Source organism: Pandoraea cepalis (genome assembly GCF_902459665.1).
GTDB lineage: Bacteria > Pseudomonadota > Gammaproteobacteria > Burkholderiales > Burkholderiaceae > Pandoraea > Pandoraea cepalis.
On sequence record NZ_CABPSL010000001.1, the window covers coordinates 72,173 to 97,328 of the forward strand.

At 64.7% G+C, this 25,156-nt stretch carries 20 protein-coding genes; 10 read left to right on the plus strand and 10 right to left on the minus strand.

Annotated elements, in window-relative coordinates:
- Nucleotides 1–84: 84 nt before the first annotated feature.
- From urtA to PCE31106_RS00280, 8 genes are all read left to right on the plus strand, one after another.
- Nucleotides 85–1,359 carry an urea ABC transporter substrate-binding protein gene (urtA, locus tag PCE31106_RS00245; protein WP_017235680.1) on the plus strand — a complete coding sequence of 425 codons (1,275 nt, stop codon included), beginning with the start codon at nt 85–87 and terminating at the stop codon, nt 1,357–1,359.
- 55 nt (nt 1,360–1,414) lie between these two features.
- The gene (gene urtB / locus PCE31106_RS00250; RefSeq protein WP_017235681.1) at nt 1,415–2,332 is read left to right on the plus strand and encodes an urea ABC transporter permease subunit UrtB; all 918 of its coding nucleotides are present in this window, start codon (nt 1,415–1,417) and stop codon (nt 2,330–2,332) included.
- A 58-nt stretch (nt 2,333–2,390) separates the two neighbouring features.
- The gene (gene urtC, locus PCE31106_RS00255; protein ID WP_150561992.1) at nt 2,391–3,575 is read left to right on the plus strand and encodes an urea ABC transporter permease subunit UrtC; all 1,185 of its coding nucleotides are present in this window, start codon (nt 2,391–2,393) and stop codon (nt 3,573–3,575) included.
- Nucleotides 3,572–4,315, plus strand: coding sequence for an urea ABC transporter ATP-binding protein UrtD (urtD, locus tag PCE31106_RS00260; protein WP_150561993.1), 744 nt, complete (start codon nt 3,572–3,574; stop codon nt 4,313–4,315). Before urtC ends, urtD begins: the two co-directional genes overlap by 4 nt.
- Before the next feature lie 14 nt (nt 4,316–4,329).
- Nucleotides 4,330–5,019 (plus strand): urea ABC transporter ATP-binding subunit UrtE, encoded by a 690-nt coding sequence (gene urtE, locus PCE31106_RS00265; RefSeq protein ID WP_017235683.1) that lies wholly within the window; start codon nt 4,330–4,332, stop codon nt 5,017–5,019.
- Nucleotides 5,020–5,087: 68 nt separating this feature from the next.
- Entirely contained in the window at nt 5,088–6,326 is a 1,239-nt protein-coding gene (fmdA, locus tag PCE31106_RS00270; RefSeq protein ID WP_150561994.1) for a formamidase, read from the plus strand.
- Nucleotides 6,327–6,378: 52 nt separating this feature from the next.
- Nucleotides 6,379–6,732, plus strand: coding sequence for an FmdB family zinc ribbon protein (locus PCE31106_RS00275; protein WP_150561995.1), 354 nt, complete (start codon nt 6,379–6,381; stop codon nt 6,730–6,732).
- A 79-nt stretch (nt 6,733–6,811) separates the two neighbouring features.
- A complete protein-coding gene (locus PCE31106_RS00280) occupies nt 6,812–7,840 on the plus strand; it encodes an aliphatic amidase (protein WP_150561996.1) in 1,029 nt (342 codons plus the stop codon).
- 35 nt (nt 7,841–7,875) lie between these two features.
- Here PCE31106_RS00280 and PCE31106_RS00285 read toward each other — a convergent pair whose 3' ends face one another.
- The 7 genes from PCE31106_RS00285 to PCE31106_RS00315 all read right to left on the minus strand — a co-directional run bounded on the left by PCE31106_RS00285 (nt 7,876) and on the right by PCE31106_RS00315 (nt 15,427).
- A complete protein-coding gene (locus tag PCE31106_RS00285) occupies nt 7,876–9,375 on the minus strand; it encodes a M81 family metallopeptidase (protein WP_150561997.1) in 1,500 nt (499 codons plus the stop codon).
- Complete coding sequence (locus PCE31106_RS00290; RefSeq protein WP_150561998.1) at nt 9,372–10,634, minus strand: Zn-dependent hydrolase; 1,263 nt, start codon at nt 10,632–10,634, stop codon at nt 9,372–9,374. Before PCE31106_RS00290 ends, PCE31106_RS00285 begins: the two co-directional genes overlap by 4 nt.
- 126 nt (nt 10,635–10,760) lie before the next feature.
- Nucleotides 10,761–11,462 (minus strand): ABC transporter ATP-binding protein, encoded by a 702-nt coding sequence (locus PCE31106_RS00295; protein WP_150561999.1) that lies wholly within the window; start codon nt 11,460–11,462, stop codon nt 10,761–10,763.
- Complete coding sequence (locus PCE31106_RS00300) at nt 11,459–12,226, minus strand: ABC transporter ATP-binding protein (RefSeq protein WP_150562000.1); 768 nt, start codon at nt 12,224–12,226, stop codon at nt 11,459–11,461. The genes PCE31106_RS00295 and PCE31106_RS00300 overlap by 4 nt, the downstream gene beginning before the upstream one ends.
- Nucleotides 12,223–13,212, minus strand: a complete 990-nt coding sequence (locus PCE31106_RS00305) for a branched-chain amino acid ABC transporter permease (protein WP_150562500.1) — start codon at nt 13,210–13,212, stop codon at nt 12,223–12,225. Before PCE31106_RS00305 ends, PCE31106_RS00300 begins: the two co-directional genes overlap by 4 nt.
- Nucleotides 13,212–14,069 carry a branched-chain amino acid ABC transporter permease gene (locus tag PCE31106_RS00310; RefSeq protein ID WP_017235692.1) on the minus strand — a complete coding sequence of 286 codons (858 nt, stop codon included), beginning with the start codon at nt 14,067–14,069 and terminating at the stop codon, nt 13,212–13,214. The genes PCE31106_RS00305 and PCE31106_RS00310 overlap by 1 nt, the downstream gene beginning before the upstream one ends.
- Nucleotides 14,070–14,221: 152 nt before the next feature.
- Nucleotides 14,222–15,427 carry an ABC transporter substrate-binding protein gene (locus PCE31106_RS00315; RefSeq protein ID WP_150562001.1) on the minus strand — a complete coding sequence of 402 codons (1,206 nt, stop codon included), beginning with the start codon at nt 15,425–15,427 and terminating at the stop codon, nt 14,222–14,224.
- A 324-nt stretch (nt 15,428–15,751) separates the two neighbouring features.
- Between PCE31106_RS00315 and PCE31106_RS00320 the strand changes: the two genes are divergently transcribed.
- A complete protein-coding gene (locus PCE31106_RS00320; protein WP_437343778.1) occupies nt 15,752–16,735 on the plus strand; it encodes a FadR/GntR family transcriptional regulator in 984 nt (327 codons plus the stop codon).
- A 42-nt stretch (nt 16,736–16,777) separates the two neighbouring features.
- On the opposite strand, the gene PCE31106_RS00325 is transcribed toward PCE31106_RS00320, so the two are convergent.
- The 3 genes from PCE31106_RS00325 to PCE31106_RS00335 form a co-directional block, all read right to left on the minus strand.
- Nucleotides 16,778–17,848, minus strand: coding sequence for an agmatine deiminase family protein (locus PCE31106_RS00325; protein WP_150562003.1), 1,071 nt, complete (start codon nt 17,846–17,848; stop codon nt 16,778–16,780).
- 63 nt (nt 17,849–17,911) lie between these two features.
- Complete coding sequence (locus PCE31106_RS00330) at nt 17,912–18,508, minus strand: molybdopterin-dependent oxidoreductase (RefSeq protein WP_150562004.1); 597 nt, start codon at nt 18,506–18,508, stop codon at nt 17,912–17,914.
- Between the two features lie 109 nt (nt 18,509–18,617).
- Nucleotides 18,618–22,376, minus strand: coding sequence for an AfsR/SARP family transcriptional regulator (locus tag PCE31106_RS00335; protein WP_150562005.1), 3,759 nt, complete (start codon nt 22,374–22,376; stop codon nt 18,618–18,620).
- A gap of 527 nt (nt 22,377–22,903) precedes the next feature.
- On the opposite strand from PCE31106_RS00335, the gene PCE31106_RS00340 reads away from it, so the two are divergent.
- Nucleotides 22,904–25,150 carry a TonB-dependent receptor gene (locus tag PCE31106_RS00340; RefSeq protein WP_150562006.1) on the plus strand — a complete coding sequence of 749 codons (2,247 nt, stop codon included), beginning with the start codon at nt 22,904–22,906 and terminating at the stop codon, nt 25,148–25,150.
- Nucleotides 25,151–25,156 lie beyond the last annotated feature (6 nt).

Here is a 25,156-nt window from a genome sequence, read left to right on the forward strand (position 1 = left end):
CAAATTGGCTCCCTACATTGCGTTCAAACCCGTGAAACCCGCCCGCCGCGCTTCTTGCACAGGGCCTATGATCAGGAGAACGTGATGTCCGCAGACGATCGATTCGAAGATGACGAGCGCATGGCTTCGCCGCTGCGCAGGCGGCTGCTCGGCGGCCTTGCCGCGGCCCCGCTCATGGCGCTGGGCCTGCCGCGAACGTCGTTCGCACAGGTGCCGCCCACGGCCAAGGTAAACACCACCGGTCTCGCCGTGACCGACACCACGGTCACGGTCGGCCAGTTGCATTCGGCAACCGGCACGATGGCCATTTCCGAGACGGGCTCGATTCAGGCAGAGCGTCTTGCCATCGAGCAGATCAATGCGATGGGCGGCGTACTCGGACGTAAGATCAACATCATTCAGGAAGACGGTGCGTCCGACTGGCCGACTTTTGCCGAGAAATCCAAGAAGCTGCTCGAGAGCGACCACGTCGCGGCCGTTTTCGGTTGCTGGACGTCGGCCTCGCGCAAGGCGGTGCTGCCGGTGTTCGAGAAGGACAACGGCTTGCTGTACTACCCGACGTTCTATGAAGGTCTGGAGCAGTCGAAGAACGTCTTCTACACCGGTCAGGAAGCCACGCAGCAGATTCTCTGGGCGCTCGACTGGGCGTCGAACACGAAGAAGGCCAAGTCGTTCTTCCTGATCGGTTCCGACTACATCTGGCCGCGCACGTCGAACAAGATCGCGCGCCGTCATATCGAGCAGCATCTTCACGCGAAGGTGGTCGGCGAAGAGTATTACCCGCTCGGCACGACCGAGTTCAATTCGCTGATGAACAAGATCAAGCTCGCGCGTCCCGACTGCATTTTCGCGACGGTGGTGGGCGGCTCGAACGTGGCGTTCTACAAGCAACTCAGGGCAGCGGGCATCACGCCCCAGAAGCAATTCCTGCTGACCCTTTCCGTCACGGAAGACGAAGTGCTGGGCATTGGGGGCGAAAACTTCGCGGGCTTCTACTCGTCGATGAAGTACTTCCAATCGCTGGATAACGACAACAACAAAAAGTTCGTCGCCGCATTCAAGGCGCGCTACGGTGCGAAATCGGTGATCGGCGACGTGACACAGGCGGCCTACCTCGGTCCCTGGATCTGGAAGACCGCGTGTGAGCGCGCGGGCAGCTTCGACGTGAACAAGGTCGTCGCTGCCTCAGCGGGCATTGAACTGCCCAACGCACCCCAGGGCTACGCGAAGGTCGACCCGAACCATCACCTGTGGAGCCGATCGCTGATCGGCGAAGGGCAGGCGGACGGACAGTTCAAGGTCGTGGCGAGTTCGCCGGAGCCGATCCACCCGGATCCGTTCCCGAAGGGCTACATGTAATCCCTCAACTCGCACAGGCGCGACGACCGGACGGTCGTTGCGCGAGGAGCGTCAGATGTCCGCCAACGACATTCTCAATATCACGCTGATGCAAGGCTTTGCGGGACTGAGCCTGTTCAGTGTTCTGCTGCTCATGGGGCTCGGACTGGCCGTGATTTTCGGGCAGATGGGCGTCATCAACATGGCGCACGGCGAATTCATGACGATCGGCGCCTATAGCGTCTACATGTTCTCGTGGGTCACCCAGAACGTCTGGCCGATATTCGCGCCGGTGTATTTCTTCTTCGCCATCGTCGCCGCCTTCGTGCTCGCCTTTGGGGCGGGATGGCTGGCGGAATGGGCGCTGATCCGACATCTGTACCGGCGTCCGCTCGACACGTTGCTCGCCACCTGGGGCCTGAGTCTGGGTATGCAGCAAGTGTTCCGTTCAACGTTCGGACCGAAAGAAGTCAGCCCGGTGTTGCCCGACTGGCTCATGGGGTCGTGGGAGCCGACGCCGGGTCTCGACATTCCGGTGAGCGGCATGTTCGTGATGGCGCTTGCGCTCGTCATGACGGGCGGCCTGTTGTTGGCGCTGTACCGCTCGCGCTGGGGGCTGCGTGTGCGTGCGACCGTCGCCAACCGGCCGATGGCGAACGCGGCGGGCATCAATACCCGCCGCACCGACCGGATGACATTCGCAATCGGCTGCGGCATCGCCGGCGTTGCTGGTGCGGCGTTCACGGCCATCGGGTCGACAGGGCCGACCAGCGGCTCGCTCTATATCGTCGATTCGTTCCTGGTGGTGACGTTCGGCGGCGCGGCGAGCCTGCTCGGTACGGTGGCCTCGGCCTTCGGCATTGCACAGATGCAGTCGATCAGCGAGTTTTTCCTTTCCGGTTCGATTGCCCGCGTGGCGACGCTCCTCACCGTGGTGGTCATTCTGATGCTGCGCCCGCAGGGCCTGTTCGCCTCGAAAGTCCGGCGCGCGTGATCCACCGGTGTGCCGGTGTCCCGGTCGTCGACCGATTCCTCTGTATGGAGAGATGTACATGGAACCCATCCAAACCTCGGCGGGCGGCGTCTCCCTCCGCTCCGAGGCTCCCGTCCCGAGCGTCGGCTGGCGCGCAACGCTGGCGCGCTTCGACGCTTCAGGCTACGCGGGCATCGTGATTCTGGCCGTGCTCATCGTCGTCGTGTTTCCGCTCGCGCTCGACGCGTTTCGCCTGAACCTCATGGGCAAGTACCTGACGTACGCATTCGTCGCCATCGGACTGGTGATCGCATGGGGTTACGGCGGCGTGCTAAGCCTCGGGCAGGGCGTCTTCTTCGGGCTTGGCGGTTATGCGATGGCCATGTTTCTCAAGCTCGAATCGTCGAGCGCCGCGGCCACGAGTACACAGACCACCCCGGGCATTCCGGACTTCATGGACTGGAATCAGCTTACCGCGCTGCCCGATATGTGGAAGCCGTTTCACTCTCTGCCGTTCTCGATTGTCGCGGTGCTTGTCGTGCCGACGGCGCTTGCCTTCGTGATCGGTTACGCCATGTTCAAACGGCGGGTCGGCGGTGTGTATTTCGCGATCATCACGCAGGCCGTGGCGCTGATTCTGTCGGTGCTTATCATCGGCCAACAGGGATATACCGGCGGGGTGAACGGCATCACCGATCTGCGCACGCTGCTCGGCTGGGACATTCGCACGGACCACGCGAAGCTCGTTCTTTACTTCGTCAACGCGGCGTTGCTGATCGTCGCGTTGCTGGTGTGCCGGTGGGTGCAGCGCGGCAAGCTCGGTACGCTGCTGCTGGCCATGCGAGACAAGGAAGACCGCGTGCGGTTCTCGGGCTATGACGTCTCGATGTTCAAGGTGTTCTCATTCTGCTTCGCCGCGTTGCTCGCTGCGATCGGCGGCGCGATGTTCACGCTTCAGGTCGGTTTCATGTCGCCGTCGTTCGTGGGCATCGTGCCGTCCATCGAGATGGTGATTTATGCGGCGGTCGGCGGACGTATGTCGCTTGTCGGCGCGGTGTACGGCGCGATTCTCGTCAATCTGGGCAAAAGCTGGTTCTCCGAGAGTTTCCCCAATCTCTGGCTGTATCTGATGGCGGCCATGTTCATCGGCGTGGTGATGGCCTTCCCGAACGGTCTGGCGGGGCTTTTCGAGGCGCATGTGCGCCCGCGAATTCGCCGATTTCTCGGCGCCGGCAGCGCGACAGAAAAGGAGGGAAAGGTATGAGCAACACCGACTTTCTTCTGGCGATAGAAGACCTCAGCGTTTCGTTCGACGGGTTCAAGGCCATCGATTCGCTGAATCTGTATCTGGAGCGGGGTGAGTTGCGCGTCGTGATCGGTCCCAACGGCGCCGGCAAGACGACGCTGCTCGATCTTATCTGCGGCAAGACGAAGGAGACGGCGGGCAGCATCAAGTTTCGCAACGAGGAAATCACGCGACTGGCCGAGTTCAGACGCGTGCACAGGGGCATAGGCCGCAAGTTTCAGACGCCGTCGATCTACGAAAACCTGAGCGTCGCGCAAAACCTCGAAGTGTCGTTCCCGCGTGGGCGCGGCGTGTTCGGCGCGCTTTTCTACCGCACGGATAGCGAGGTTGCGGATCGTGTCCGATCGGTTGCCGACGAGATCGGTCTGTCGGCCTCGCTCGACCTCGAAGCCGGCTTGCTCTCGCACGGACAGAAGCAGTGGCTGGAAATTGGTATGCTTCTTATGCAGGATCCCGAACTTTTGATGCTGGATGAGCCGATTGCCGGCATGAGCGTGCGCGAGCGCGAACTGACGGCTGATCTGCTCGATCGAATCTGTCGCAACCGCTCGATGATCGTCATCGAGCACGACATGGCTTTCGTTGAGCGGATCGCGCACAAGGTCACCGTGATGCACCAGGGAAAGATTCTCGCCGAGGGCCCGATGGCCAAGGTGCAATCCGACCCGCGTGTGATCGAAGTTTATCTCGGACACTGATCGGGGGACACATCATGTTGGAAGTCGATGATCTTGTCGTCAGCTATGGCCAGAGCGAGGTGCTGCACGGCATCGGCTTTTCCGTCGCCAGCGGCGAAAGCGTTGCGGTGATGGGCCGCAACGGGATGGGAAAAACAACGTTGTTCAAGTCGTTGATCGGTATGTTGCCCGCGAATCGCGGCACCGTTCGTGTGGACGGTGTCGACGTATCGAGGGACGAGAGCTTCCGGCGCGTGTCCAAGGGAATCGGTTACGTTCCGCAGGGTCGTCAGATCTTTGCATCGCTCACCGTCGAAGAGAACATCCAGACCGGGCTCGAGAATGCGGCGAGCCAGTCCGTTCCCGACGATCTCTACGCGTTGTTTCCCGTGCTGTTCGACATGCGCCGCCGCAAGGGCGGCAATCTCTCCGGCGGACAGCAGCAACAGCTCGCCATTGCGCGCGCGCTCGCGACCAATCCCAAGGTACTGCTGCTCGACGAGCCGACCGAGGGGATTCAGCCGTCCGTCATCAAGGACATTGCCCGGGCGCTCAATCACATTCGAGCGACGCGCAACATCGCCGTCGTCGTTTCCGAGCAGGTGCTGAGTTTCGCGATGGACGTGGCGGACCGATTGTTCGTTATCGAGGGTGGGCGCTTCGTTCATCAGAGCACGCGCGACGCCGGCGATGCCGGGCGCATACGCGAATACCTCTCCGTGTAATCCGACGCCGCGTGGCGTCATTGATCGCCGGTGTCTGGCGCCGGCATTTGAAACCAGGAGCGAATGCAATGGCCGAAACTCTCATCAAGGTCGACCTGAACCAATCCGCGTACGAAAACGAGCAGGTGCACAACCGTTGGCATCCGGACATTCCGATGGCGTGCTGGGTGAATCCCGGCGACGACTTCATTCTTGAGACGTACGACTGGACCGGTGGCTTCATCAAGAATAATGACAGCGCCGACGATGTTCGCGATATTGACCTGTCGATCGTGCATTTTCTTTCGGGGCCGGTGGGCGTGCATGGTGCGCAGCCCGGCGATTTGCTGGTCGTCGATCTGCTCGACATCGGTGCGAAGCAGGACAGTCAGTGGGGCTTCAACGGCTTCTTCTCGAAGACGAACGGCGGTGGCTTTCTGACCGATCATTTTCCGCATGCGCAGAAGTCGATCTGGGATTTCCACGGGCTTTACACGAGTTCGCGGCATATTCCGGGCGTGAATTTCGCCGGACTGATTCACCCGGGACTGATCGGCTGTCTGCCGGATCCGACATTGCTTCAGACATGGAACGAGCGCGAGGTTGGCCTGATCGCGACGGCGCCGGACCGCGTGCCGCCGCTTGCCAACCCGCCGTTCGCCGCGACGGCGCACATGGGCAAGCTGACGGGCGACGCGCGCAACAAGGCGGCCGCCGAAGGCGCGCGCACGGTGCCGCCGCGCGAACATGGTGGGAACTGCGACATCAAGGATCTCTCGCGCGGGTCGAAGGTTTTCTTTCCGGTGTATGTCGATGGCGCAGGCCTGTCTGTGGGCGACCTTCACTTCAGTCAGGGGGACGGCGAGATCACGTTCTGCGGCGCCATCGAGATGGCGGGGTGGGTGCACATGCGTGTCAACGTGATCAAAGGCGGCATGGAAAAGTACGGCATTCGCAATCCGGTGTTCCAGCCGAGTCCCATTACGCCGGCGTACAACGACTATCTGATCTTCGAGGGTATTTCCGTCGACGAGCAGGGCGGGCAGCACTATCTGGATGTCACGGTCGCCTATCGTCAGGCGTGCCTGAACGCCATCGAGTATCTGAAGAAGTTCGGTTACTCGGGAGCGCAGGCGTACTCGTTGCTCGGTTGTGCGCCGGTGCAGGGGCATATCAGTGGCGTGGTCGACATTCCGAATGCATGTGCGACGCTGTGGTTGCCCACGCAGATCTTCGACTTCGACATCCGTCCGAATGCCGACGGACCGATTCGTCACGTGACGGGCAGTGTCGACATACCGTGTTCGCCGGATCTGGTGAAGGGCTGACGCGGCGTGCGTCACGAGCATCACTCACGACATAGGACAACAGGAGGCGGAGATGCCGATTTATGACTTCGAATGTGCGACGTGCGGACCGTTCGCTGTCATGCGGCGCATGGCGGATCGCGACACGCCGTGCCATTGCCCGGATTGTGGGGGCGAGGGCACGCGCGTGATGACGGCGCCATCGCTTGCGTTGATGGGAGGTGCGAGTCGTGCGGCGCACGCCACGAACGAGCGGGCGGCACATGCCCCGCGTCATTCGGGCGACGGGCCGTCGTCGCGTCATCGACCAGGGTGCAGTTGCTGCGCCGGCGGCAAGGTGGCGCTGGCGGGGGCGAGTGGGCAGACGTCCACGGCAACGGGCGGGCTGAAGCGGCCGGCAGGACGGCCATGGATGATCAGCCATTGATTCTCTTGGAAGGGTTTGTTACGGCCCGGGGCCTCTGGGCCGTGCGTCGGAACCGCGAGTTTTGAAGGAGTAGCGACTCATGCGACATGGAGATATTTCTAGTAGCCGCGACGGGGTGGGCGTTGCGGTCGTCAACTACAAGATGCCGCGTTTGCATACGAAGGCGGAGGTATTGGAGAACGCGCGCAAGATCGCCGACATGGTCGTCGGCATGAAGCAGGGGTTGCCCGGTATGGATCTCGTGATCTTTCCCGAGTACTCGACGCACGGGATCATGTACGACCGGCAGGAGATGTTCGACACCGCAGCGACGGTGCCGGGCGAAGAGACGGATATTTTCTCGGCGGCATGTCGCAAGGCGAATGTGTGGGGGGTGTTTTCGCTCACGGGTGAGCGGCACGAGGATCATCCGAACAAGGTGCCTTACAACACGCTGGTGCTGATCGACAATCGCGGGGAGATCGTGCAGAAGTATCGCAAGATCATGCCGTGGACACCGATCGAGGGCTGGTACCCCGGCGACCGCACTTACGTGACGGAGGGACCGAAGGGGCTGAAGATCAGTCTGATCATCTGCGATGACGGCAACTATCCGGAGATCTGGCGGGATTGCACGATGAACGGCGCGGAGCTGGTGGTGCGTTGTCAGGGATATATGTATCCGGCCAAGGATCAGCAGGTGCTTGTGGCGAAGGCGATGGCGTGGATGAACAACACGTATGTGGCTGTCGCGAACGCGACGGGCTGGGACGGTGTGTATTCGTACTTCGGCCACTCGGCGATCGTCGGCTTCGACGGCCGCACACTCGGTGAATGCGGCGAGGAAGAGATGGGCGTGCAATACGCGGAACTGTCCGTGAGCGCGATTCGCGACGCGCGCAAGAACATGCAGTCGCAAAACCATCTGTATAAGCTGCTTCACCGCGGATACACCGGGACGATCCATTCCGGCGAAAGCGCGAACGGCGTCGCCGATTGCCCGTTCGGGTTCTACCGCGATTGGGTCACCGACCCGCAAGGCACACAGCGCAAAGTCGAGGCTATCACCCGCTCGACACCCGGAACTGAAGAGTGCCCGATTGACGGGATTCCTTGTGGGGGAGGTTGAGCGGTGGCGGGCCGCAAAGGCCCGCCACCGTGTACTCATCCGCCGAACTTCACCTCCCGATCCAGCGGATACACCGGACGATTCACGCGCGAGAACGGGAACAGCGCGTAATTTGAACTCGTCACGCCGTCGCTGTCGCATTCGACCAGCCCGGCGGAGATCGGCACGAACACCGGACGGCAGTACATGCGGGACTTGAGCAGCAGGAAGCGCTCGCGTCGCGGGTCGAGGCCCACGCAGGTGAACACGCCGTGGTCCCACGGCTCGTGCGTGCGCTCCGTCACCACGATGCGCGCCGGCCCGATATCGAACAGCACCGTGCGGCCCATGTAGCAGCGTTGCCCCGTATAGGTCGGACCGCTCACGACATACTCGCCGTCGCCGATCTTGCGCACGATGCCGGTGAGCACCGGCGGTGTCTTGACGATGCCCAATTGCGTCAGCGCACGTTTGTTGCCGACGGCCAGCGTCACCTCGGCGCCCTCGCCTGCGGCGATCAACGTCGCGACCGCTTCCGGATCGCACAGCGGACCGACGCCGATGCCGGTGAGCCCGGCCGCGAGCGCCGCTTCGAGCACGTCCATCGTGTCGCACGTGCCGCCCGACATGCAGTTGTCGCTGTGATCGAGCAGCAACACCGGCTTGTCGGCGCCGTCGGCCAGACGCTTCGCTTCGACAATCGAATCGACGAGCGGCGCGCTGCGGTAGACGAACTCGTCACGCGCCTCCCATATCTGCGCGGCGATACGGTCAGCGACGGCCTGGGCATGTGCCACGCCGCTCTCCCCGTCGCCCGCCGTCACGACCACACTGATGCACGGCGCGGGGATGTCCGCGAGCGAAAAGCCCGAAAACACCGACACGGCTGGAATACCCTCGTCGGCTTCGGCACGCCGCGCGGCGTCGAGCGCGCGCTTCATCGCACCCCCGTGGCTCGTGCTGCATAGCGTATGCACCATCAACGGCGGTTGTTGCCACACCACGCGAGGGCGGCGTTTGCCGGCGAGCCTTTCGAAGAGCAGACGGCCGGCGTGCTCGCCTGTCTCGTACATGTCGATGTGCGGATACGTCTTGAACCCCACGACGATATCGGCATTCTCGACGATCTTTTGCGTGACGTTGGCATGCAGGTCGAGCGCAACGGCAATCGGCGTATCCGGCGCGGCGGCGCGCACGCGCTCGAGCAGATCGCCCTCGCCGTCGTCGCTGTTTTCCGCGACCATCGCCCCATGCAGGTCGAGCAGGATCGCATCGACGCCGCTCGCCGCAGCCACAATCCGGTCGCACAGGGCGTCGTAGGCGCTCGCCGCCACCGGACCGCTCGGGTTGGCGGCAGCGCTGACGGGGGTCACCATCTGCGCCCCGGCGGCCTCGGCGAGATCGATGAACGCGGCCATTGCCGTGCGCATGCCCTTGTTGTCGCGATAGGCCGCTTCGTCATACGTGGGTCCTAGCGGGCCGAAGGCGTCGAGCGGTGTGGGCACCGGCGAGAATGTATTCGTTTCGTGATTCATCCGCGCGATCATCACTTTCATGCGGCACCTCCCGCGCGTTGCAACATCGCTTGCAACAGCACGTTGCAGCCGGCTTCGAGATGCACCGGATCGGCATCTTCGATTTCGTTGTGACTGATGCCGTCCTTGCACGGCACGAAAATCATCGCCGTCGGCGCGACGCGCGCCAGATAGACCGCGTCGTGCCCCGCACCGCTGATGGCATCCATCGACGACAGCCCGAGTGCCTGCGCGCCCGAGCGAATCGCGTCGACCAGTGCCGGCGCAAACGGCTGCGGCGGGAAGTACACGACCGGCTCGATGGCGACGTCGATGCCGTTCGTGCGCAACGCGTCGCACTCGGCGCGCAGCTTGGCGTCGAGCGCGTCGAGCGTGGCGTCGTCGGCCGCGCGCAGATCGACGGAGAGCGTCACGCGGCCCGGAATCACGTTGCGCGAATTCGGATAGTTGTCGACCCAGCCCACGGTGCCGCGCGCATGGGGCGCGTGCTCGCAGGCGATGCGGTTGACCGCCTGGATCAGCCGCGCGGCGGCGAGCAACGCGTCGCGGCGTAGTTCCATGGGCGTAGGGCCCGCGTGGGCCTCCATGCCCGTAACGGTTACGTCGTACCAGCGCTGACCGAGTGCGCCCTGCACGACACCGATCGTCTTCCCATGCGCTTCGAGGACCGGGCCTTGCTCGATGTGCGCTTCGAAGTACGCGCCGACCGCGCCCGCTTGACCCACCGCCGGCGCGGAGCCCGCGTAGCCGATGGCGCGCAACGCGTCGGCGACGCTGACACCGTCGCGATCTTTCTGCGCGAGCGCGTGATCCAGCGTGAAGGCGCCTGCGTAAACACCGGACCCCATCATCACGGGCACGAAACGCGACCCCTCCTCGTTGGTCCAGACGGCGACTTCGAGCGGGGCCTCGGTCACGATGCCGTTGTCGTTGAGCGTGCGCAGCACTTCGAGCCCGGCGAGTACGCCGTAGTTGCCGTCGAACTTGCCACCGGTCGGCTGGGTGTCGATGTGGCTGCCGGTCATGACGGGCGGCAGCGCGTCGTTGCGGCCGGCGCGCCGCGCAAAGATGTTGCCGATCGCGTCGACACGCACCGTGCAGCCGATCTCTTCGGCCCACGTGACAAACCGATCGCGACCCTGCCGGTCGAGATCGGTCAGCGCGAGGCGGCACACGCCCCCCTTCTCGGTCGCGCCGATTTGCGCGAGTTGCATGAGGCTGTCCCACAGGCGCGCGCCGTCGACGCGTACTGCGGCTGCCGGTTGATCGAGACGTTCCATGTTCATCAGTCCTTCAGGGCAGACGCCGCGACGATCGCGCTGACGCCTGCGTTGGCAGAGTGGCGCGCTCGCCCCGTCGCATGGGGGCGTGGCGGCGCGCTTTGGGGGAAATTGGGGCCGCGCGGCTCAAGCCACGCCCACACCGAGGTAACGGTCCTTGACGACCTCGTCGGCGAGAAACGCGGCGTTGTCCGCGCCGTACACGATCACGCCTTGCTCGACGATGTAATGCCGGTCGGCGAGCTGTGTGCAGACCTCCAGATTCTGTTCGACGAGCAGGATCGCGACGCCGGCTTGCTTGATGAGCTTCAACTGCGCCACGATCTCCTCGACGATCACCGGGGCGAGCCCTTCGACCGGCTCGTCGAGCATGAGCAGGCGCGGGTGATTCATCAGCGCGCGTCCGATGGCCAGCATCTGCTGCTCGCCGCCGGAGAGTTGCGCGCCACCGTTCTTGCGACGCTCCTGCAACCGCGGAAAGATGCGATAGATGTCGGCAAGCTGCCACGGCGAATCGCGTCGGGCTCCGAGCTTGAGGTTCTCCTCGACGGTGAGCAGTTTGAAGATGCCGCGATGCTCGGGCACGAAGCACACGCCGCGCGCGGCGATTCGGTGCGCCGGTTGCCCGGCGACGGGCTTGCCCAGGAACGAGATGCTGCCCGCCTTGGGCGGTACAACGCCCGCGATGGTCTTGAGCGTGGTCGACTTGCCCGCGCCGTTGCGACCGAGCAGCGTGACGAGTTCGCCGTCGCCGACGCTCAGCGTGACGCCTTGCAGAATGTGGCTCTTGCCGTAATAGCTGTGAATGCCTGCGACGTCGAGAATCATGCGCGGCCTCCGGTAATCATGTTGCCGAGATAGGCGGCGCGCACGCGGTCGTCGGCGCGAATGGCATCCGGCTTGCCTTCGACGAGCACGCGCCCTTGCTGCATGACGGTGATCGTGTCGGAGATGTCCATCACGATGTTCATGTTGTGCTCGATGAGCACGACGGTGTGATCGTCGCGCAGGCCGCGAATGAGCTGCTTCATGTCGTCGAGATCGTCGATGCCCATGCCCGACGTCGGCTCGTCGAGGAAGATCGCCTTGGGACGCGCTGCGAGCGCCATGCCCACCTCGAGACGGCGTTGCTGCCCGTGCGAGAGCGCACCCGCCGCGGTGCCGGCATGACGCGTGAGCGCGAGCCGCGTGAGCACGTCGTCAACGACGGACGCGCAGGCGCGCGGGCCGTCGGCCTTGCGCCAGCACGAGAGCGCACGGCGCGGCGTCACGCCCAGCGCGGCCAGGCGCAGGTTTTCGCGTACAGACAGGTTCTGGAAGAGCGCCGTCACCTGGAACGAACGCGCAATGCCGCGTTGGACACGCCGGTAATCGGCTTCGGTGGTCACGTCGTGACCGTCGAACAGGATGCGCCCGCCGGAGACGGGCACCGTGCCGGTGAGCATGTGAAACAGCGTGGTTTTGCCCGCGCCGTTCGGGCCGATGACCGAGTGCACCGTGCGGGGGGCCACTCGCAGATCGACGCCGTGCAGCGCGGTGAACTTGCCGTAGCGTTTGACGATGCCGGCGGCTTCGATGAGAGCGTCGCTCATGTCGGGTCTCCCTGCGTATCCAGTTTGCCGTTGGGCCCGCCGCGCTTGCCAGTGATGCGACACCACAGCGATTCGCCTACGCCCCACAGTCCGCGATGCATGAACAGACTCACGGCGATGAGCAGCAGGCCGAGCAACAGCAGCCAGCGGGGCCAGAGCGTGGAGAGCCAATCGGCGGCGAGCACGTAGAACGCCGCGCCCAGCACTGACGCGAAGAGATTACCCGTGCCGCCGATCACCGTCATCACGAGGATCATTTCGCTCGAGTGGTACTCGATGTTGGACAGCGGTGCGATGCCCGTCATGAGCGCGTGCAACGCACCGGCCAAGGCCGTGACGGCACCCGAGATGGCGAAGGCCACGAGTTTGAAGGTCTTCACGTGATAGCCGACGGCGGCCGCGCGGGCCTCGTTGTCGCGAATGGCGAGCAGCGTGCGGCCGAACACGGAATCGGCCACGCGCAACAGCCCCGCGAAGACGATCAGGAACACGACGGCGACGAAGGTGTAGTACTGCCAGGGCGTCTCGAGCGGGATCAGCGTCTTGCCGCCCAATGCGAGCGACTGGCGTGGGATGTCGAGCAGCCCGTTGTCGCCGCCCGTCCAGTCCGTCGCGGTGTAGGCCACGAAGTAGAACATCTGCGCGCACGCCAGCGTGAGCATCACGAAGTAGGTACCCTTCTGCCGGATCGCGAAGCTGCCGACGATGGCCGCGACCGCAGCGCCCAACACGATCGATGCGACCACGGCGAGCGGCATGGGCAGCGCCCAGCGCGTGAGCAGAATACCCAGCGTGTAGCTGCCCAGGCCGAAGAAGATGCCCTGGCCGAACGAGAGCAGACCGGTGTAGCCGAGCAGCAGATTGCAACCGAGCGCGGCCAGCGCGTAGATGAGCACTTCAGTCGCGAGCGTGCCCGAGGACAGCGTGACCGGCAGGATCAGCGTGACGGCGGCGGCGAGCAGCCAAAAACGGTAACGTACCAGCATCATCCCCTCCCGAGCAGGCCGTGCGGGCGCATGAGCAGCACCGCTGCCATCGCCACATAGATCATCAGTCGTGCGCCTTCCGGCCAGATCGTGCTCATCAGGCTTTGCACGATACCGATCACGAGGCCGCCCACGAGCGCCCCGGCGAAACTGCCCATGCCACCGATGACGACCACCACGAAGGCGATGCCCAGCGCCTCGATCCCCATGAACGGGTCGACACCGCGCACCGGCGCCGCCAATACCCCCGCCAGCGCGGCGGTGCCCGCGCCGAGCGCGAACGCAAGGCTGAACACCCGGAACACGTTGATGCCGAGCAGCGACACCATCTCGGACGACTCGCTGCCCGCGCGCACCGCACTGCCCAGGCGCGTGCCTTCGAGCAGCCACCAGAGCACGGCGGCGAACACGACGGTGAAGCCGATGAGGAAGAGCCGGTACTTCGGATAGATGAAGCTGCCCCACATCACCACGCCGTCGAGCGCCGCGGGCACGGCCACGTTATCGCCGAGCGGGCCCCAGACGATGATGACCAGTTCCTGCACGACGAGCGCCAGGCCGACCGTGACGAGGATGTGAAACTCGTGCGCTTTTTCGTAGATGCGCGACAGCAGCAGTTTCTCGGCGATCCATGCGAGGGCGCCGACGACGATCGGGCAGACGATCAGCGCGAGCCAGAACGACAGGCCCCATTGCATCGCCTGGTAGCAGCAATACGCGCCGAGCACATAGAAGGCCCCGTGCGCGAAGTTCACGAAGCGCAGCAGGCCGAAGATGATGGATAACCCGACGGCGAGCAGGAAATACAGCATGCCGATCCCGACGCCGTTGATGACCTGCAGAATATAGACGTTCATGCGCGTCCCGGAGAGCTTGGGTGGACGTGGAGCACCGTGCGCCGTCCGGCTTTCGCCGCGCGGCACAGACGACACTTGCGGGGACGGCCAGGCGTCCCCGCGAGCGACACGGCGTGAGCGTTCGCGCAGCGGCGGCGCGCTGCGCTACCGGCTCAGGCCAGCTTGCACTCGGTCTTGTCGAGCGGCAGGAACGATTTCCCGGCGCTGACAATGTCGGCGAAATCGTCGGCGTTGCGCATTTTCGACTTGGCCTTGCCCTTGAGCAGGTAATAGTTCTTGAGCACCTGGTGGTCACCCTTGCGGATCTCTTCCGGCCCGGTGAGCCCGTCGTACTTCATGCCTTCCATCGCGGCGATGACGGCCTTCGGATCGGCGCTGCCGGCCTTGATCATGCCGTCGAGCATGAGCTTCGTGCAGATATACGAGCCCGCGAGGCTGTAGTTCGGGTTCTGCTTGAAGCGTGCCTGCGTGCGCTTGACGAGATCGAGGTTCAGCGGCGAGGCCACCGCGTGCCAGTACTGCGCACCGAAGTACACCCCGTCGCACAGATCGGCGCCGAGCGTCTCGAACTGCTCCAGGCCAGAGGCCCACGCCATCAGGATCGTACAGTTGTTCTTCATGCCGAAGCTCACGGCCTGACGCAACGTGTCGGAAGATTGCGAGCCGAAGTTCAGGAGCAGCAGCACGTCGGGCTTGGCGGCGACCGCGTTGGTGAGATAGCCCGAGAACTCCTTCTCCGACAGCGAGTGGTAGCTGTTGCCAACGTGCTCGATGCCTTTTTCCTTGAAGACGTTCTTCGCGGCCGTGAGCAAGCCTTCGCCGAACACGTATTGCGGCGTAATCGTGTACCAGCGCTTGGCCTTGGGCATCGATTCGATGAGCGGGCGCACCGTTTGCTCGATGGCGCCGAAGGTCGGCACCGACCAGCGGAACGTGGCGCTGTTGCAGTCCTTGCCCGTGATTTCGTCGGCGCCGGCCGTGGTGATGAATATGCCGCCGGCCTTCTCGACTTCCTTACCCATGGCGAGCGCTTCGGACGACAGAATGCCGCCCGCGAAGAAGCGCGCGCCCTTCTGCTGCGCGATTTCCTGCACGCGACGGATGGCCGTGGCAGGCTTGCCTTCGGTATCGAGGGTGGTATAGGCGAGCGGTCGGCCAACGACCTTGGCGTACTGCTCGACAACGAGCTTCATGCCCAGATCGGCAAACTTGCCGTTGGCCGCGAACGGCCCCGACATCGGTACCGGACACGCCAACTGGATGGCGCCGGTGGTTTGCGCGAACACATCGCGCGCGGAGATCAAGGAGGCAGGCAGAGACGCCGCAGCGGCGAGCTTCAACAGTTCACGACGATTCAATTGGGTCTCCAGGGAAGGGAGCAATCGTTCATGGGGTGCAAACGTGCAGCGCGTCACACGCCGACCGGCCGGCGATCCGAGAATCGATCTGCGGCAGCGACCTGAGCGTGACAGCTGACAACGTCCGGGGCCTTATCCCTATCCGTCATATTTATTATGATAAATAGGATGAATTTGATCGTAGGTATAATATTTCGGGGTGTCAATCGGAAAAAATTCTCATCCGGCACCGCCGGTAGAACACGTTCGCAAGCCGGCAAGCCACGTGAACGGACCCTTGTGAGGCGCCTTATGGCACGAGATGCGCAGACGGTGAGAGAGCCGTTGGAAATCAAACAACAAAAACGTGGCGATCTGGTCGCCGAAGCCATCAAGCGCCTGATAACCGAAGGCAACCTGCTGCCTGGCGATCGTCTGCCGCGCGAAGTGGAATTGCAGCAGATGTTCGCGGTGTCGAAGAGCACCATTCGCGAAGCGCTCAAGTCGCTCGAAGTGCAGGGTCTCATCAAGGTGAGCACCGGTCCGTCGGGCGGCGGCATGGTGGTGGAGGTGCCGCTCGATCGCACCTTCCAGCTCATGCAGAACTACCTGTTCTTCAAGGAAGTGAGCATCGACGACATTTACACGGTGCGCCAATTGCTTGAGCCGGAGCTGGCCGCGGGTGCGGTGCCGCATCTGACCGAGGCCGACTTCGACGCGCTGGAACACAACATGGCGTGTTGCAGTCCAGCGTCGCACGACCGGCGCGAATTGCTGCGCCAGCGTCAGGCCGATATGGACTTCCACGACATTCTCGCGGCGGCCAATCCCAACAGCTTTCTGCGGTTCACCTGCGAACTCGTCAACGAGATGATTCGCCAACTGATTGTGTTCGGCAACGAGACGCCGCGGCGCGAGCACGAGAAGTTCGGTACGGCGAACGTCGATATCCATCGTCGGATTACCGACGCGGCGCGCGCAGGGGATTCGCAGCGCGTGCGTGAACTCATGCAGGTTCACATGCAGGAAGCGCGTACCTATATCAAGCGGATGAACGGGAAACTGCGCGGTCGTCTCATTCTCGATTCGGACATCGTCGACATGCAGCAGCGCGTGCGCTCGCAACTCGCGACGAACGCGCCGCGTGCGCCGGCGGGCGACGGAAAGCGTGTGGCGAAGCCCGCGACGAAGCCCGTCGTGAAGCCGGCCGTGAAGCCGACGACGAAGGCCGTCGGGAAGCCGTCAGCAAAGCCGAAGACCCCCGGCACGAAGGCCGAAGCGGCGACGAAGACTGCGCCCGCGCGCAAACGTCGTACGGGGTCGAGTTAAGGCGGGCCGGGGCGGACGCGGGGCGTCGCGCGCGCCGACAACTCAGGGCGAGATCGGCGCCGGTTGTTGTTGCGTGCAGCAGTGAATCCCGCCACCGCGCCGCGCAATGCCACGCAGCGGCACCTGCGCGATGCGTCGGTCGGGGAACGCCTGCTGCACGATGTCGCGCGCCTGCGCGTCCGCCGCCGGATCGCCGAACGACGCCATCACTACGCCACCGTTTGGCAAATAGAAATTCACATACTCCGGCGCGAAGTCGGGATCGTCCGCGACGGCGGCGGGCAGCGCGTCGAAGTCGATGCAGGGCAGCAGGCCGATCTCGAAGGGCCGCCCGCGGGCATCGCGCGCCAGGCGCAGCGCTCGCAGGTTTTCCCTCGCCTCACGCGCCCATTCGTCATTACCGTCGGCTCCGGTGGCGAGCAACATGCCGGGCCGCACGAAGCTCGCGATGCCGTCGACGTGACCATCGGTGATGGTGTCCAGCCGCGAGCCGGGCAACCACACGACGTGCGTCACGCCCAGCCAATGACGGAACACGTCTTCCGCCTCACGACGCGTCAGGCCGGGGTTGCGATTCGGATTGAGCACCGACGTCTGCGTCACGATCAGCGTGCCCTCGCCATCCACATGCCACGACCCGCCCTCGGCCACGAGCGGCATCGACGTCGTGGCCACGTCGAGCGCCAGCGCGACGCGTTTCGCGAGCTTCGGATCGGCGTCCGGCATCGGCCGGATCTTCTGTCCCCAACCGTTGAAGTTCCAGCGCAGCGCGTGTAGCGCCCCGGCGTCGTCGAGCACGAAGGTAGGGCCGGTGTCGCGCATCCAGTGATCGTCGACGGGCATTGGGTGAAGTGTGGCGCTGGCCGGCAGGAGGCTGCGTGCTTCGTCGAGATGATGCGGATCGACCGCCACATGCAACGGCTCGAAGTGCGCGATCGCGTGGGCCATGCGTCCCAGCTCGCCGACGACCTCATGCCGGCGGGCGCCCGACATGACCGTGTGGCTCGGCCACGCCATCCAGCAGGCGGCATGCGGATGCCACTCGGGCGGCATCCGCCAGCGGCCGGCGGCGTTCGCGTGCGTCGCGACTAGTGTGTGGTGAGGGGGTGTCATCGTTCGCGTGACCGTGGGTAAAGTGCCGCCAGTGTAAGCGGCTCACACTCGGCGCGGGGCGCGTCAACGGGGTGGGGAATCGGCCAAATGGACGGAGAGCCGCTTGAGTGCACGTACCTGGCGTAGCGCCACGCGAAAATCGCTCGTTGAGATTAGGCCAATGCCGCCTTCGTCATCGTCAAGCGGCTGTCCGTCGCGTTCATAGACCACGAGTGCGCCGATGCCTACCGGCGTGTTGTACAGCTCGTGCCACGAGAACATGACGGTGTAGCCGTCGGCACCCTGCGCCAATACGAAGGCTCGCGTGAAGTCGCGTGCGTGCGGCAGGCGCAGTTGCGCGATGTCGAGCAGTGCGCTCAGCCTGACGCCTTTGTATTCGCTCGCGCAGCGCACCATTCTGCCTGACAGGCAGACGACGTCGAGCGGCCCGGTCAGTTGCGTCGGCAGGCGCATCAGCGCGCAGAGATCGAAGGAGTAACGACGCTTGACGCAGCCGGAGACGACCACCTCCCGCGATACCAACGCGTCAGGCGCCCCGGGTGCGACGTGCGCGAGCGGGAGGGGAGGCAGGGGACTCACCGAAGCGGGCGGTGCACCGCTGGCGGTGAGGCGAGTGTCTGGCGAGGCGCCGGCGGGCGCGCGCATGGAGTCGAGAGACATGTCGGTTCGGTGGTTGGGCGTGGGGGCACCGGTCGCCGCAATATAGCGGCCGGGCCCCGCACGGACATACGTCGCGCCTGATAGCCGCTATTCGCTTGCCCGTGCCCGATCAGCTACCGTAGCGGGCGGTGCGCAGGACGGGCCTGCGCGCGAAAACGTCGGCGATCACCGCACGCGCTTCCTGCACGTCGGCAAGGGTCTCGCCGCCTTGCAGTGCGTCGAGCGCTGCACGCAGCACGGCCACGTACTCGGCATCGCCCGGCGCGTTGCCTCCGCCCAGGCGCAACAGACTGACGGATGCGCGCAGGGTGAGCATTGGCGACGCCTGCGCCTGCGCGATCTGCAGTGCATGCTCGAGCCACGGGCGCACGGCGTCGTCGGGATGATGACCTGCGCGCAGAAAACTCCCCTTCTGGCGCAGGAATTCCGCTTGCCAATGGGCGTCGCTGCGGCGCGCGGTCACATGGGTGCCGCGTTCGGCCGCATGCAGTCCGAGCGCAATGTCGCCCGTGCCGGCACACGCTTCCACGAGCAGCCCGAAGAAGATGCCCTCGACGCCGCCCATGATTTCGCTTAGGCGTCCTACGCTGTCGGTAATGCGCTCGAGGCCGCTCACGTCGCCGCGTGAGGCGAGCGCCCAGCCGCGAATCGTCTGTCCGGCGAGTGCCCAGAGCGCCACGCCGGTCTCCGACGAGACTTCGATGGCCTCGCTCGCCAGCGCTTCGGCGGAGGCGACCTCGCGACGCAGGCGTCGCAGCATCGCGGCAAACACCAGTGCGAACGAAAAGGAATAGCGGCGGCCTTGTTGACGCCCCATCGCCAGCGCCGCTTCGCTGGCCGCGAGCGACGCGTCGTGCCGTCCGACGAACCAGTACGCCCACGAGAGGAACGAGAGTGCGGTGATGCGAGCGTCTTCGCCCAGGCCGGTGTCGGCGTGCTCGGGACGATAGTGGGCCAGGCTGCTTTCCAGCGCCGTGACCGCGCCGCCGAAGTCGCCGTGGCAGCACAGGCTGTTGCCCAGCGCGTAGTAAGCATGGGCTAGCAACGGTGCGGCACCGGCCTGTTCCGCGATGAGGATGAGCTTGCGCGCGAGTTCGATGCTGCGCTCGAAGCCGCTCCAGGAGCTCGATCCGAGCCACAGTCCCCAGAAGACCGGGAACAGCGCGACGTCGTCGCCCATTGGCTGCGCGAGCGCGAGGGCCGTCTCGAAGTTGTGGCGCGCCGGCTCCGAGCCATAGCCGTGCAGCGAGACGAGCGGCACGCCGAGCGCCATGCGCAGTTGCAGCTCGCGCTGCGCGGTCTGAGCACCGGTGCCGGTCTGACGCAGCACGTCGAGCGCGCTCTGGTAGTGCGCGCACGCTTCGCGGAACGCCTGGCGCCCGGTCGCATATTCGCCCGCGAGACGGTAGTGCTCGATGGCGGCGTCCGGTTCGTCGGCCTGACGGAAATGCCAGGCGAGCACTTCGGGTTCGGTCTGCGCGGCGGCGGCGTGCTCGCGCATGGCGAGCGCGATTCGGCGGTGCGCGTCCTGACGGCGTTCCTGCGGCTGCGCGTCGTAAGCGGCCTTGTGCAGCAGCGCGTGGCGGAAGACGTAGCGGCCATTGTCCTGTCGCTGCACCAGTGCGCAGGCGACGAGCGTGTCGAGCGCGCGCTCGACGAGCGCCATCGAACGTCCGCTCGCGGCGGCGAGCAGATCGGCCTGAAATGCCGGGCCGAGACACGAGGCGAAGTGGGCGACCGGCTTGGCGCTGCCCGCCGCGTCGATACGCGCCATCATCAGTTCCTGAAGGCTCGCGGGCATGGGCATGGCGCCGGCGGCGGTGCGGGCGCCCTGTTGGGCCGCCGTGGCCCGCGCCAGCTCTTGCAGGAACAGCGGCACGCCCTCGGCCAGATGCACGATGCGCTCGCGCAGGGCGGCGGGCAGGGCCACGCGCGGGGTCGCCGCGCGCACGATCGACGCGGCGGCGCCAGCGTCGAGCGGTGCCAGGTCGATCCGGCGCATGCCCACGTGATGACGCCACGGTTGCTCGAATTCGGGCCGGGCGCACACCATCAACAGGCGGCCGCGCGGCGGATTTTCCGCCACGAGCGCGAGCCATTCCAGCGTGGATGGGTCGGCCCAGTGGGCATCGTCGAGCACCAGCACGCCGCCATCGGGCAGCAGGGCGGAGAGCAGGGCGGGCGTCTCGTCGAGTACCGCCTGTTTCCACGCGTGCGGCACGTTGGCGTCGGCATGCCGGTCAAACAGGGCGCACAGACGGCGATGAGCCAGCAGGGCGGGTTGTGGGAGTTCCGCAGCGTCGTCGACGGATCGCGCGCGCAGCCAGCGCGCGATCGGGTGAAAGGGCGTGCCGGCGCCGTCCGGCGCGCAGGCCAGTTCGATCGCGCGCAGGCCGCGCGTTTCCACGAAATGCCGCACCAGCGCCGATTTGCCGATACCGGCTTCGCCGATCACGAGTGCCAGCACGCCGTGTCCGGCGCTGGCGTCGCGCATGGCCGTGTGTGCGGCGGTGAGTTCCGCCAGGGTGGCATCGCGGCCGAAGAGCATCGCCGCGCGACGGCGCGAACGGCGTTCCGGCGTCGGGTCGGGATTGACGCGAAACACGGGAATCTCGCGATGGGCGTGGCGCTCGCGCACGCTGCCGTGCGACGTGGTGGGGATGGCCACGCCAATGAGACGTTGCGTGGCGTCGCAGATCAACACTTCGCCGGGCAGCGCCATGTCGGCAAGCTGCGTGGCCGAGCGCGAGACGCGTCCGCCAGTGTCGGGGCTGTCGTCCGCCACCGAGCTGATGACCAGCCCGGTGTGAATGCCCACACCGATGCCGACGCGCGCGGAGCTTGCCTGCACGCAGCGCATGGCGGCTTCGACGGCATGCCGTCCGGCGCCTTCGAGGGCGGTGGGATAGCCGAAATAGCCGAGCAGGCCGCCTGTCGGCGTGCGCACCGTGTAGCCCCACGACTGGCGCAGGATCGTCTCGCACTGCACGAGCGGCGGGCGCATCGTGCCCACGAGCTGGTCAGGATCGTCGATGCCGTTCGGCGCGAGTTCGATGGCCACGACCGTCAGTTGGCGGCGCTCCGGGCCCGTCGCGCGCTGTTCCATGCGCGCGGGCGGCGTCTCCAGCAACTGGGTGAGCGCCTCGCCGGGCAGCTCACCGAGTTCTTCGTCGAGGATGTCGCGCAGACGGCGGTATTCGGTCTCGGCTTCGTCGCGGCGTCCGGCACGCAGTAGCAGCGCGAGCAGGCAGTGCCAGCCCGATTCGTCGAACGGGGCGAGCGCGACGAGCTGGCGTGCGTGCGCGAGTGCCTGATCGAGATCGCCCAGACGGGCGTAACCGTCGGCGAGCAGCCGCTCGCCAAAGACACGGCGGCGCTGATATTCGTCGCGTTGAAGCTCGATCCACTGTTCGAGATCGGGGGTGTCGCGTACCGACAGTCCGTGCAGGAAGGGGCCTTGGTAGAGCGCGACGGCGTCGGCGAGATGTTGTAGGTGTGCGGCCAGATCCAGGCCCGTCACGGCGTCGAGCGTGCGATTCGCCTGCTCGATCATGCTCGCGAAGACATGCGCGTCGATCCAGAGGCCGGTCTCGGGGCGCAGACGCACAACCTGGCGGTCGGATTCGAAGAGTTCGTCGCCGAGGGTGTCGCGCAGATGGAAGAGCATGCGCTTGAGCTTGTCGCGGCCCCCCTGGCCATCTTCATCGGGCCAGAACAGGTCGGCGAGTGCGCCGCGCGTATGGAAGCCCGGTTGCAGGGCGAGGTAGGCCAACAGGCCCCGCGCTTTCGTGTATTTCACGGCGCAGGCCTGTTTGCCTTGTTCGACCCGCATCGGTCCCAGCAGGTAGAGCGATCTGGTGGCTTGCATTGTCCCTGGACGGCAAATAGGCAACACCGGCGCACACCCCAGGGGAGTGGCACCGGTGCGGCGAATTCAAGATGTCGTCGAGCCCGACCGACGGATCCGGCGCGCGGCATGGGCTGCCATCGGGACCGGCGCATCGGCAATCTGGCGAAACGTCAAGGCCGTTCCGGGGGGGCTCCGGCCGAATGCTTTCAGTACTGCAGCCCAAAGTATAAACACGAGTCTCGATTTCTTCGGCAATACCCGAGGAATTCACATGTCATTGCGGGCGTCGCGCCGCCCCTGCGGTCACACGCCGCGATCGATCGGGCGTTCGGTCGTGCTGCCAAGGTGCTGCCGGACGCGAGACGACTGTCGGAGATTTACGTCAGTCGTCGTAAAGCGATTGTAATGTAAATCATTCTCATTTATATTCGCGCTCCATATCGAGGGCAGCGACCGCGGATGAGACGTCAGCGTGGGGCTCGGCGCGACCCGTCGGCGTTCTCCCTCCTTATTCCGACCACGACGCCTTTCGAAACCGATCGATCATGATGCAACGCAAGCCTCTGACGGTGGCAATGATGACGCTCTTCGCCACGCCGCTCGCCGTCACTTACGCCTCGCCCACCCTGGCACAGAGCACGGTTGCCGTGCCGTCCCAGAGCACGGCCCAAAGCACGACGCAGACCACGACGCAAGGCGCGGCGCCGGCCGCCACGTTGCCGCAGACCGAAGTGTCCGGCACGTCGATTCGTGATGATTACCAGCGCGACATCTCGACCGTCGGCGGCAAGGTGCCCACGGCGATCCGCGACATCCCGCAATCGGTCACCGTGATCGACAAGGCGGTCATGCAGGCGCAGGGCGCCACGTCGTTCGCAGATGCGCTGCGCAATTCGCCGGCCATTACGCTTGGCGGTGCGGAGGGCGGGCAGATCGGCAACAACATCAATCTGCGCGGTTTCGCGGCACGCACCGACATCTATCTCGACGGCTTCCGCGATCGCGGCCAGTACTATCGCGATACGTTCGATCTCGAGGCCATCGAGGTGCTCGAAGGCCCGTCGTCCATGCTGTTCGGCCGGGGTTCGACCGGTGGCGTCATCAACCAGGTGAGCAAGCAGGCCAATCTCAAGCCGCTGAACGAAGTCTCCGGAACGCTCGGCACGAACGACCAGTACCGCACCTCGTTCGACCTCAATCATCCGCTCTCGGAGACTGCCGCGTTCCGGATCAACGGCTTTGCGCAAAATATTCATACGACGCGCGACGTCATGAACAATCGGGATTGGGGCGTTGCGCCCACGCTCAAGCTTGGCATCGGTACGCCCACACAGATCACGCTTTCCGCGCTCGTCCAACATAACCGCGATATGGCGGACTACGGCACCGTGGGCTACAACGGCAGTCCGCTGCCGGTCTCGAAGCAACAGTTCTACGGCCTGACGACCGACCGCACGGTGCAGGACGTGATGAGCCTCTCGGCCAAGATCGAGCACAGGGTCGACGACAGTCTGAAGATCACGAACCAGACGCAATACAGCCGCTATGTGATCGACGCCATCGAAACGTCGCCGCATGCCGTGGGCATCGCCAACGGCACCGGGGGATTCACGTCGCTGCCGGCCCGTCCGACGGCGGGACTTCCGTCGTATTCGCTCGATCAGCTCTGGGTGCAGTTGCAGAGTCACGATCGCAAGATCACCGACTCGTCGCTGTTCAACCAGACCGACGTCGTGAAGACGTTCTCGACCGGACCGATCAAGCACACGCTGATCGCCGGCGCGGAGTTCGGGCAGGACACCTATGAAAATCAGGCGTACTCGCGCACCGGCGCTGGACAGTCGACGGGCTTCCTCGGCTGGATTCCCGCCAGCAGTACGGCGTACTACGCGAATCTGCCGAATGTCACGACGACCGCCGGTAACCTGGCGCAGGGAACGGCACAGACGGTCGCGTTCTACGCGAACGATACCGTTGAGCTGAGCCGCCACTGGAAGATTGTGGGCGGCCTGCGCTGGGATCGCTTCAAGGCGCAGCTTTCGAACACTGTCAGTTCGCCGGGCTACGCGACGCAAACGGTCAACCATACGAGCGTGCGCACGGGCGTGATCTATCAGCCAAGCGAGGCACAGTCGTATTACTTCTCCTATGGCACGTCGTTCAACCCGTCGCTTGAAACGCTCACCGTCACCAACAATACGCAGGCCCTGCCGCCCGCGACGAACGAATCGTTCGAAGTCGGCAGCAAGTGGAATCTGTTCGACGACAATCTGGCGATCAACACCGCACTGTTCCAGGTCACGCAGGACAATGCGCGCACGCAGACCGGCACGTCGGGCGAATACACGAACGCAGGCAAGGTGCGCATTCGCGGTGCGCAGGTGAGCGCCACGGGCCGTATCACGTCGAACTGGCAGGTGATGGGCGGCTATATGTTCCTGAACTCGGAAGTGGTGCAGGCGAACGACGGCACGCAGGGCAATGTGCTGGCCAACACGCCGCGACATTCGCTGACGCTCTGGTCGACCTATACGCTCGGTCACTGGGAGGTGGGCGGCGGCATGAAGTACATGTCAATGCGCTATGCGGCGAACACGAATCTGATTCGCGTGGGCGGTTACACGCGCTGGGACGCCACGATCGCTTACCATCAGCCGAAATACGACATTCGCCTCAACCTGCTCAACGTGTTCAACAAGACCTACTTCGACGCGCTGGTGCCGTCCGACGGCGGACGGGCTGCGCCGGGCATCGGGCGCACGGCGCTGCTCACGGGCACTTACCGGTTCTGACGGAGA

What these genes read in the sequence shown, in the direction of transcription:
- PCE31106_RS00325 (WP_150562003.1), bottom strand. Translation starts at nt 17,848, where the DNA reads ATGACACCCCCTCACCACACACTAGTCGCGACGCACGCGAACGCCGCC.
- PCE31106_RS00290 (WP_150561998.1), bottom strand. Translation starts at nt 10,634, where the DNA reads ATGGAACGTCTCGATCAACCGGCAGCCGCAGTACGCGTCGACGGCGCG.
- urtA (WP_017235680.1), top strand. Translation starts at nt 85, where the DNA reads ATGTCCGCAGACGATCGATTCGAAGATGACGAGCGCATGGCTTCGCCG.
- PCE31106_RS00300 (WP_150562000.1), bottom strand. Translation starts at nt 12,226, where the DNA reads ATGAGCGACGCTCTCATCGAAGCCGCCGGCATCGTCAAACGCTACGGC.
- PCE31106_RS00305 (WP_150562500.1), bottom strand. Translation starts at nt 13,212, where the DNA reads ATGCTGGTACGTTACCGTTTTTGGCTGCTCGCCGCCGCCGTCACGCTG.
- PCE31106_RS00295 (WP_150561999.1), bottom strand. Translation starts at nt 11,462, where the DNA reads ATGATTCTCGACGTCGCAGGCATTCACAGCTATTACGGCAAGAGCCAC.
- PCE31106_RS00275 (WP_150561995.1), top strand. Translation starts at nt 6,379, where the DNA reads ATGCCGATTTATGACTTCGAATGTGCGACGTGCGGACCGTTCGCTGTC.
- urtC (WP_150561992.1), top strand. Translation starts at nt 2,391, where the DNA reads ATGGAACCCATCCAAACCTCGGCGGGCGGCGTCTCCCTCCGCTCCGAG.
- urtE (WP_017235683.1), top strand. Translation starts at nt 4,330, where the DNA reads ATGTTGGAAGTCGATGATCTTGTCGTCAGCTATGGCCAGAGCGAGGTG.
- urtB (WP_017235681.1), top strand. Translation starts at nt 1,415, where the DNA reads ATGTCCGCCAACGACATTCTCAATATCACGCTGATGCAAGGCTTTGCG.
- PCE31106_RS00280 (WP_150561996.1), top strand. Translation starts at nt 6,812, where the DNA reads ATGCGACATGGAGATATTTCTAGTAGCCGCGACGGGGTGGGCGTTGCG.
- PCE31106_RS00285 (WP_150561997.1), bottom strand. Translation starts at nt 9,375, where the DNA reads ATGAAAGTGATGATCGCGCGGATGAATCACGAAACGAATACATTCTCG.
- PCE31106_RS00335 (WP_150562005.1), bottom strand. Translation starts at nt 22,376, where the DNA reads ATGCAAGCCACCAGATCGCTCTACCTGCTGGGACCGATGCGGGTCGAA.
- PCE31106_RS00340 (WP_150562006.1), top strand. Translation starts at nt 22,904, where the DNA reads ATGATGCAACGCAAGCCTCTGACGGTGGCAATGATGACGCTCTTCGCC.
- fmdA (WP_150561994.1), top strand. Translation starts at nt 5,088, where the DNA reads ATGGCCGAAACTCTCATCAAGGTCGACCTGAACCAATCCGCGTACGAA.
- PCE31106_RS00310 (WP_017235692.1), bottom strand. Translation starts at nt 14,069, where the DNA reads ATGAACGTCTATATTCTGCAGGTCATCAACGGCGTCGGGATCGGCATG.
- urtD (WP_150561993.1), top strand. Translation starts at nt 3,572, where the DNA reads ATGAGCAACACCGACTTTCTTCTGGCGATAGAAGACCTCAGCGTTTCG.
- PCE31106_RS00330 (WP_150562004.1), bottom strand. Translation starts at nt 18,508, where the DNA reads ATGTCTCTCGACTCCATGCGCGCGCCCGCCGGCGCCTCGCCAGACACT.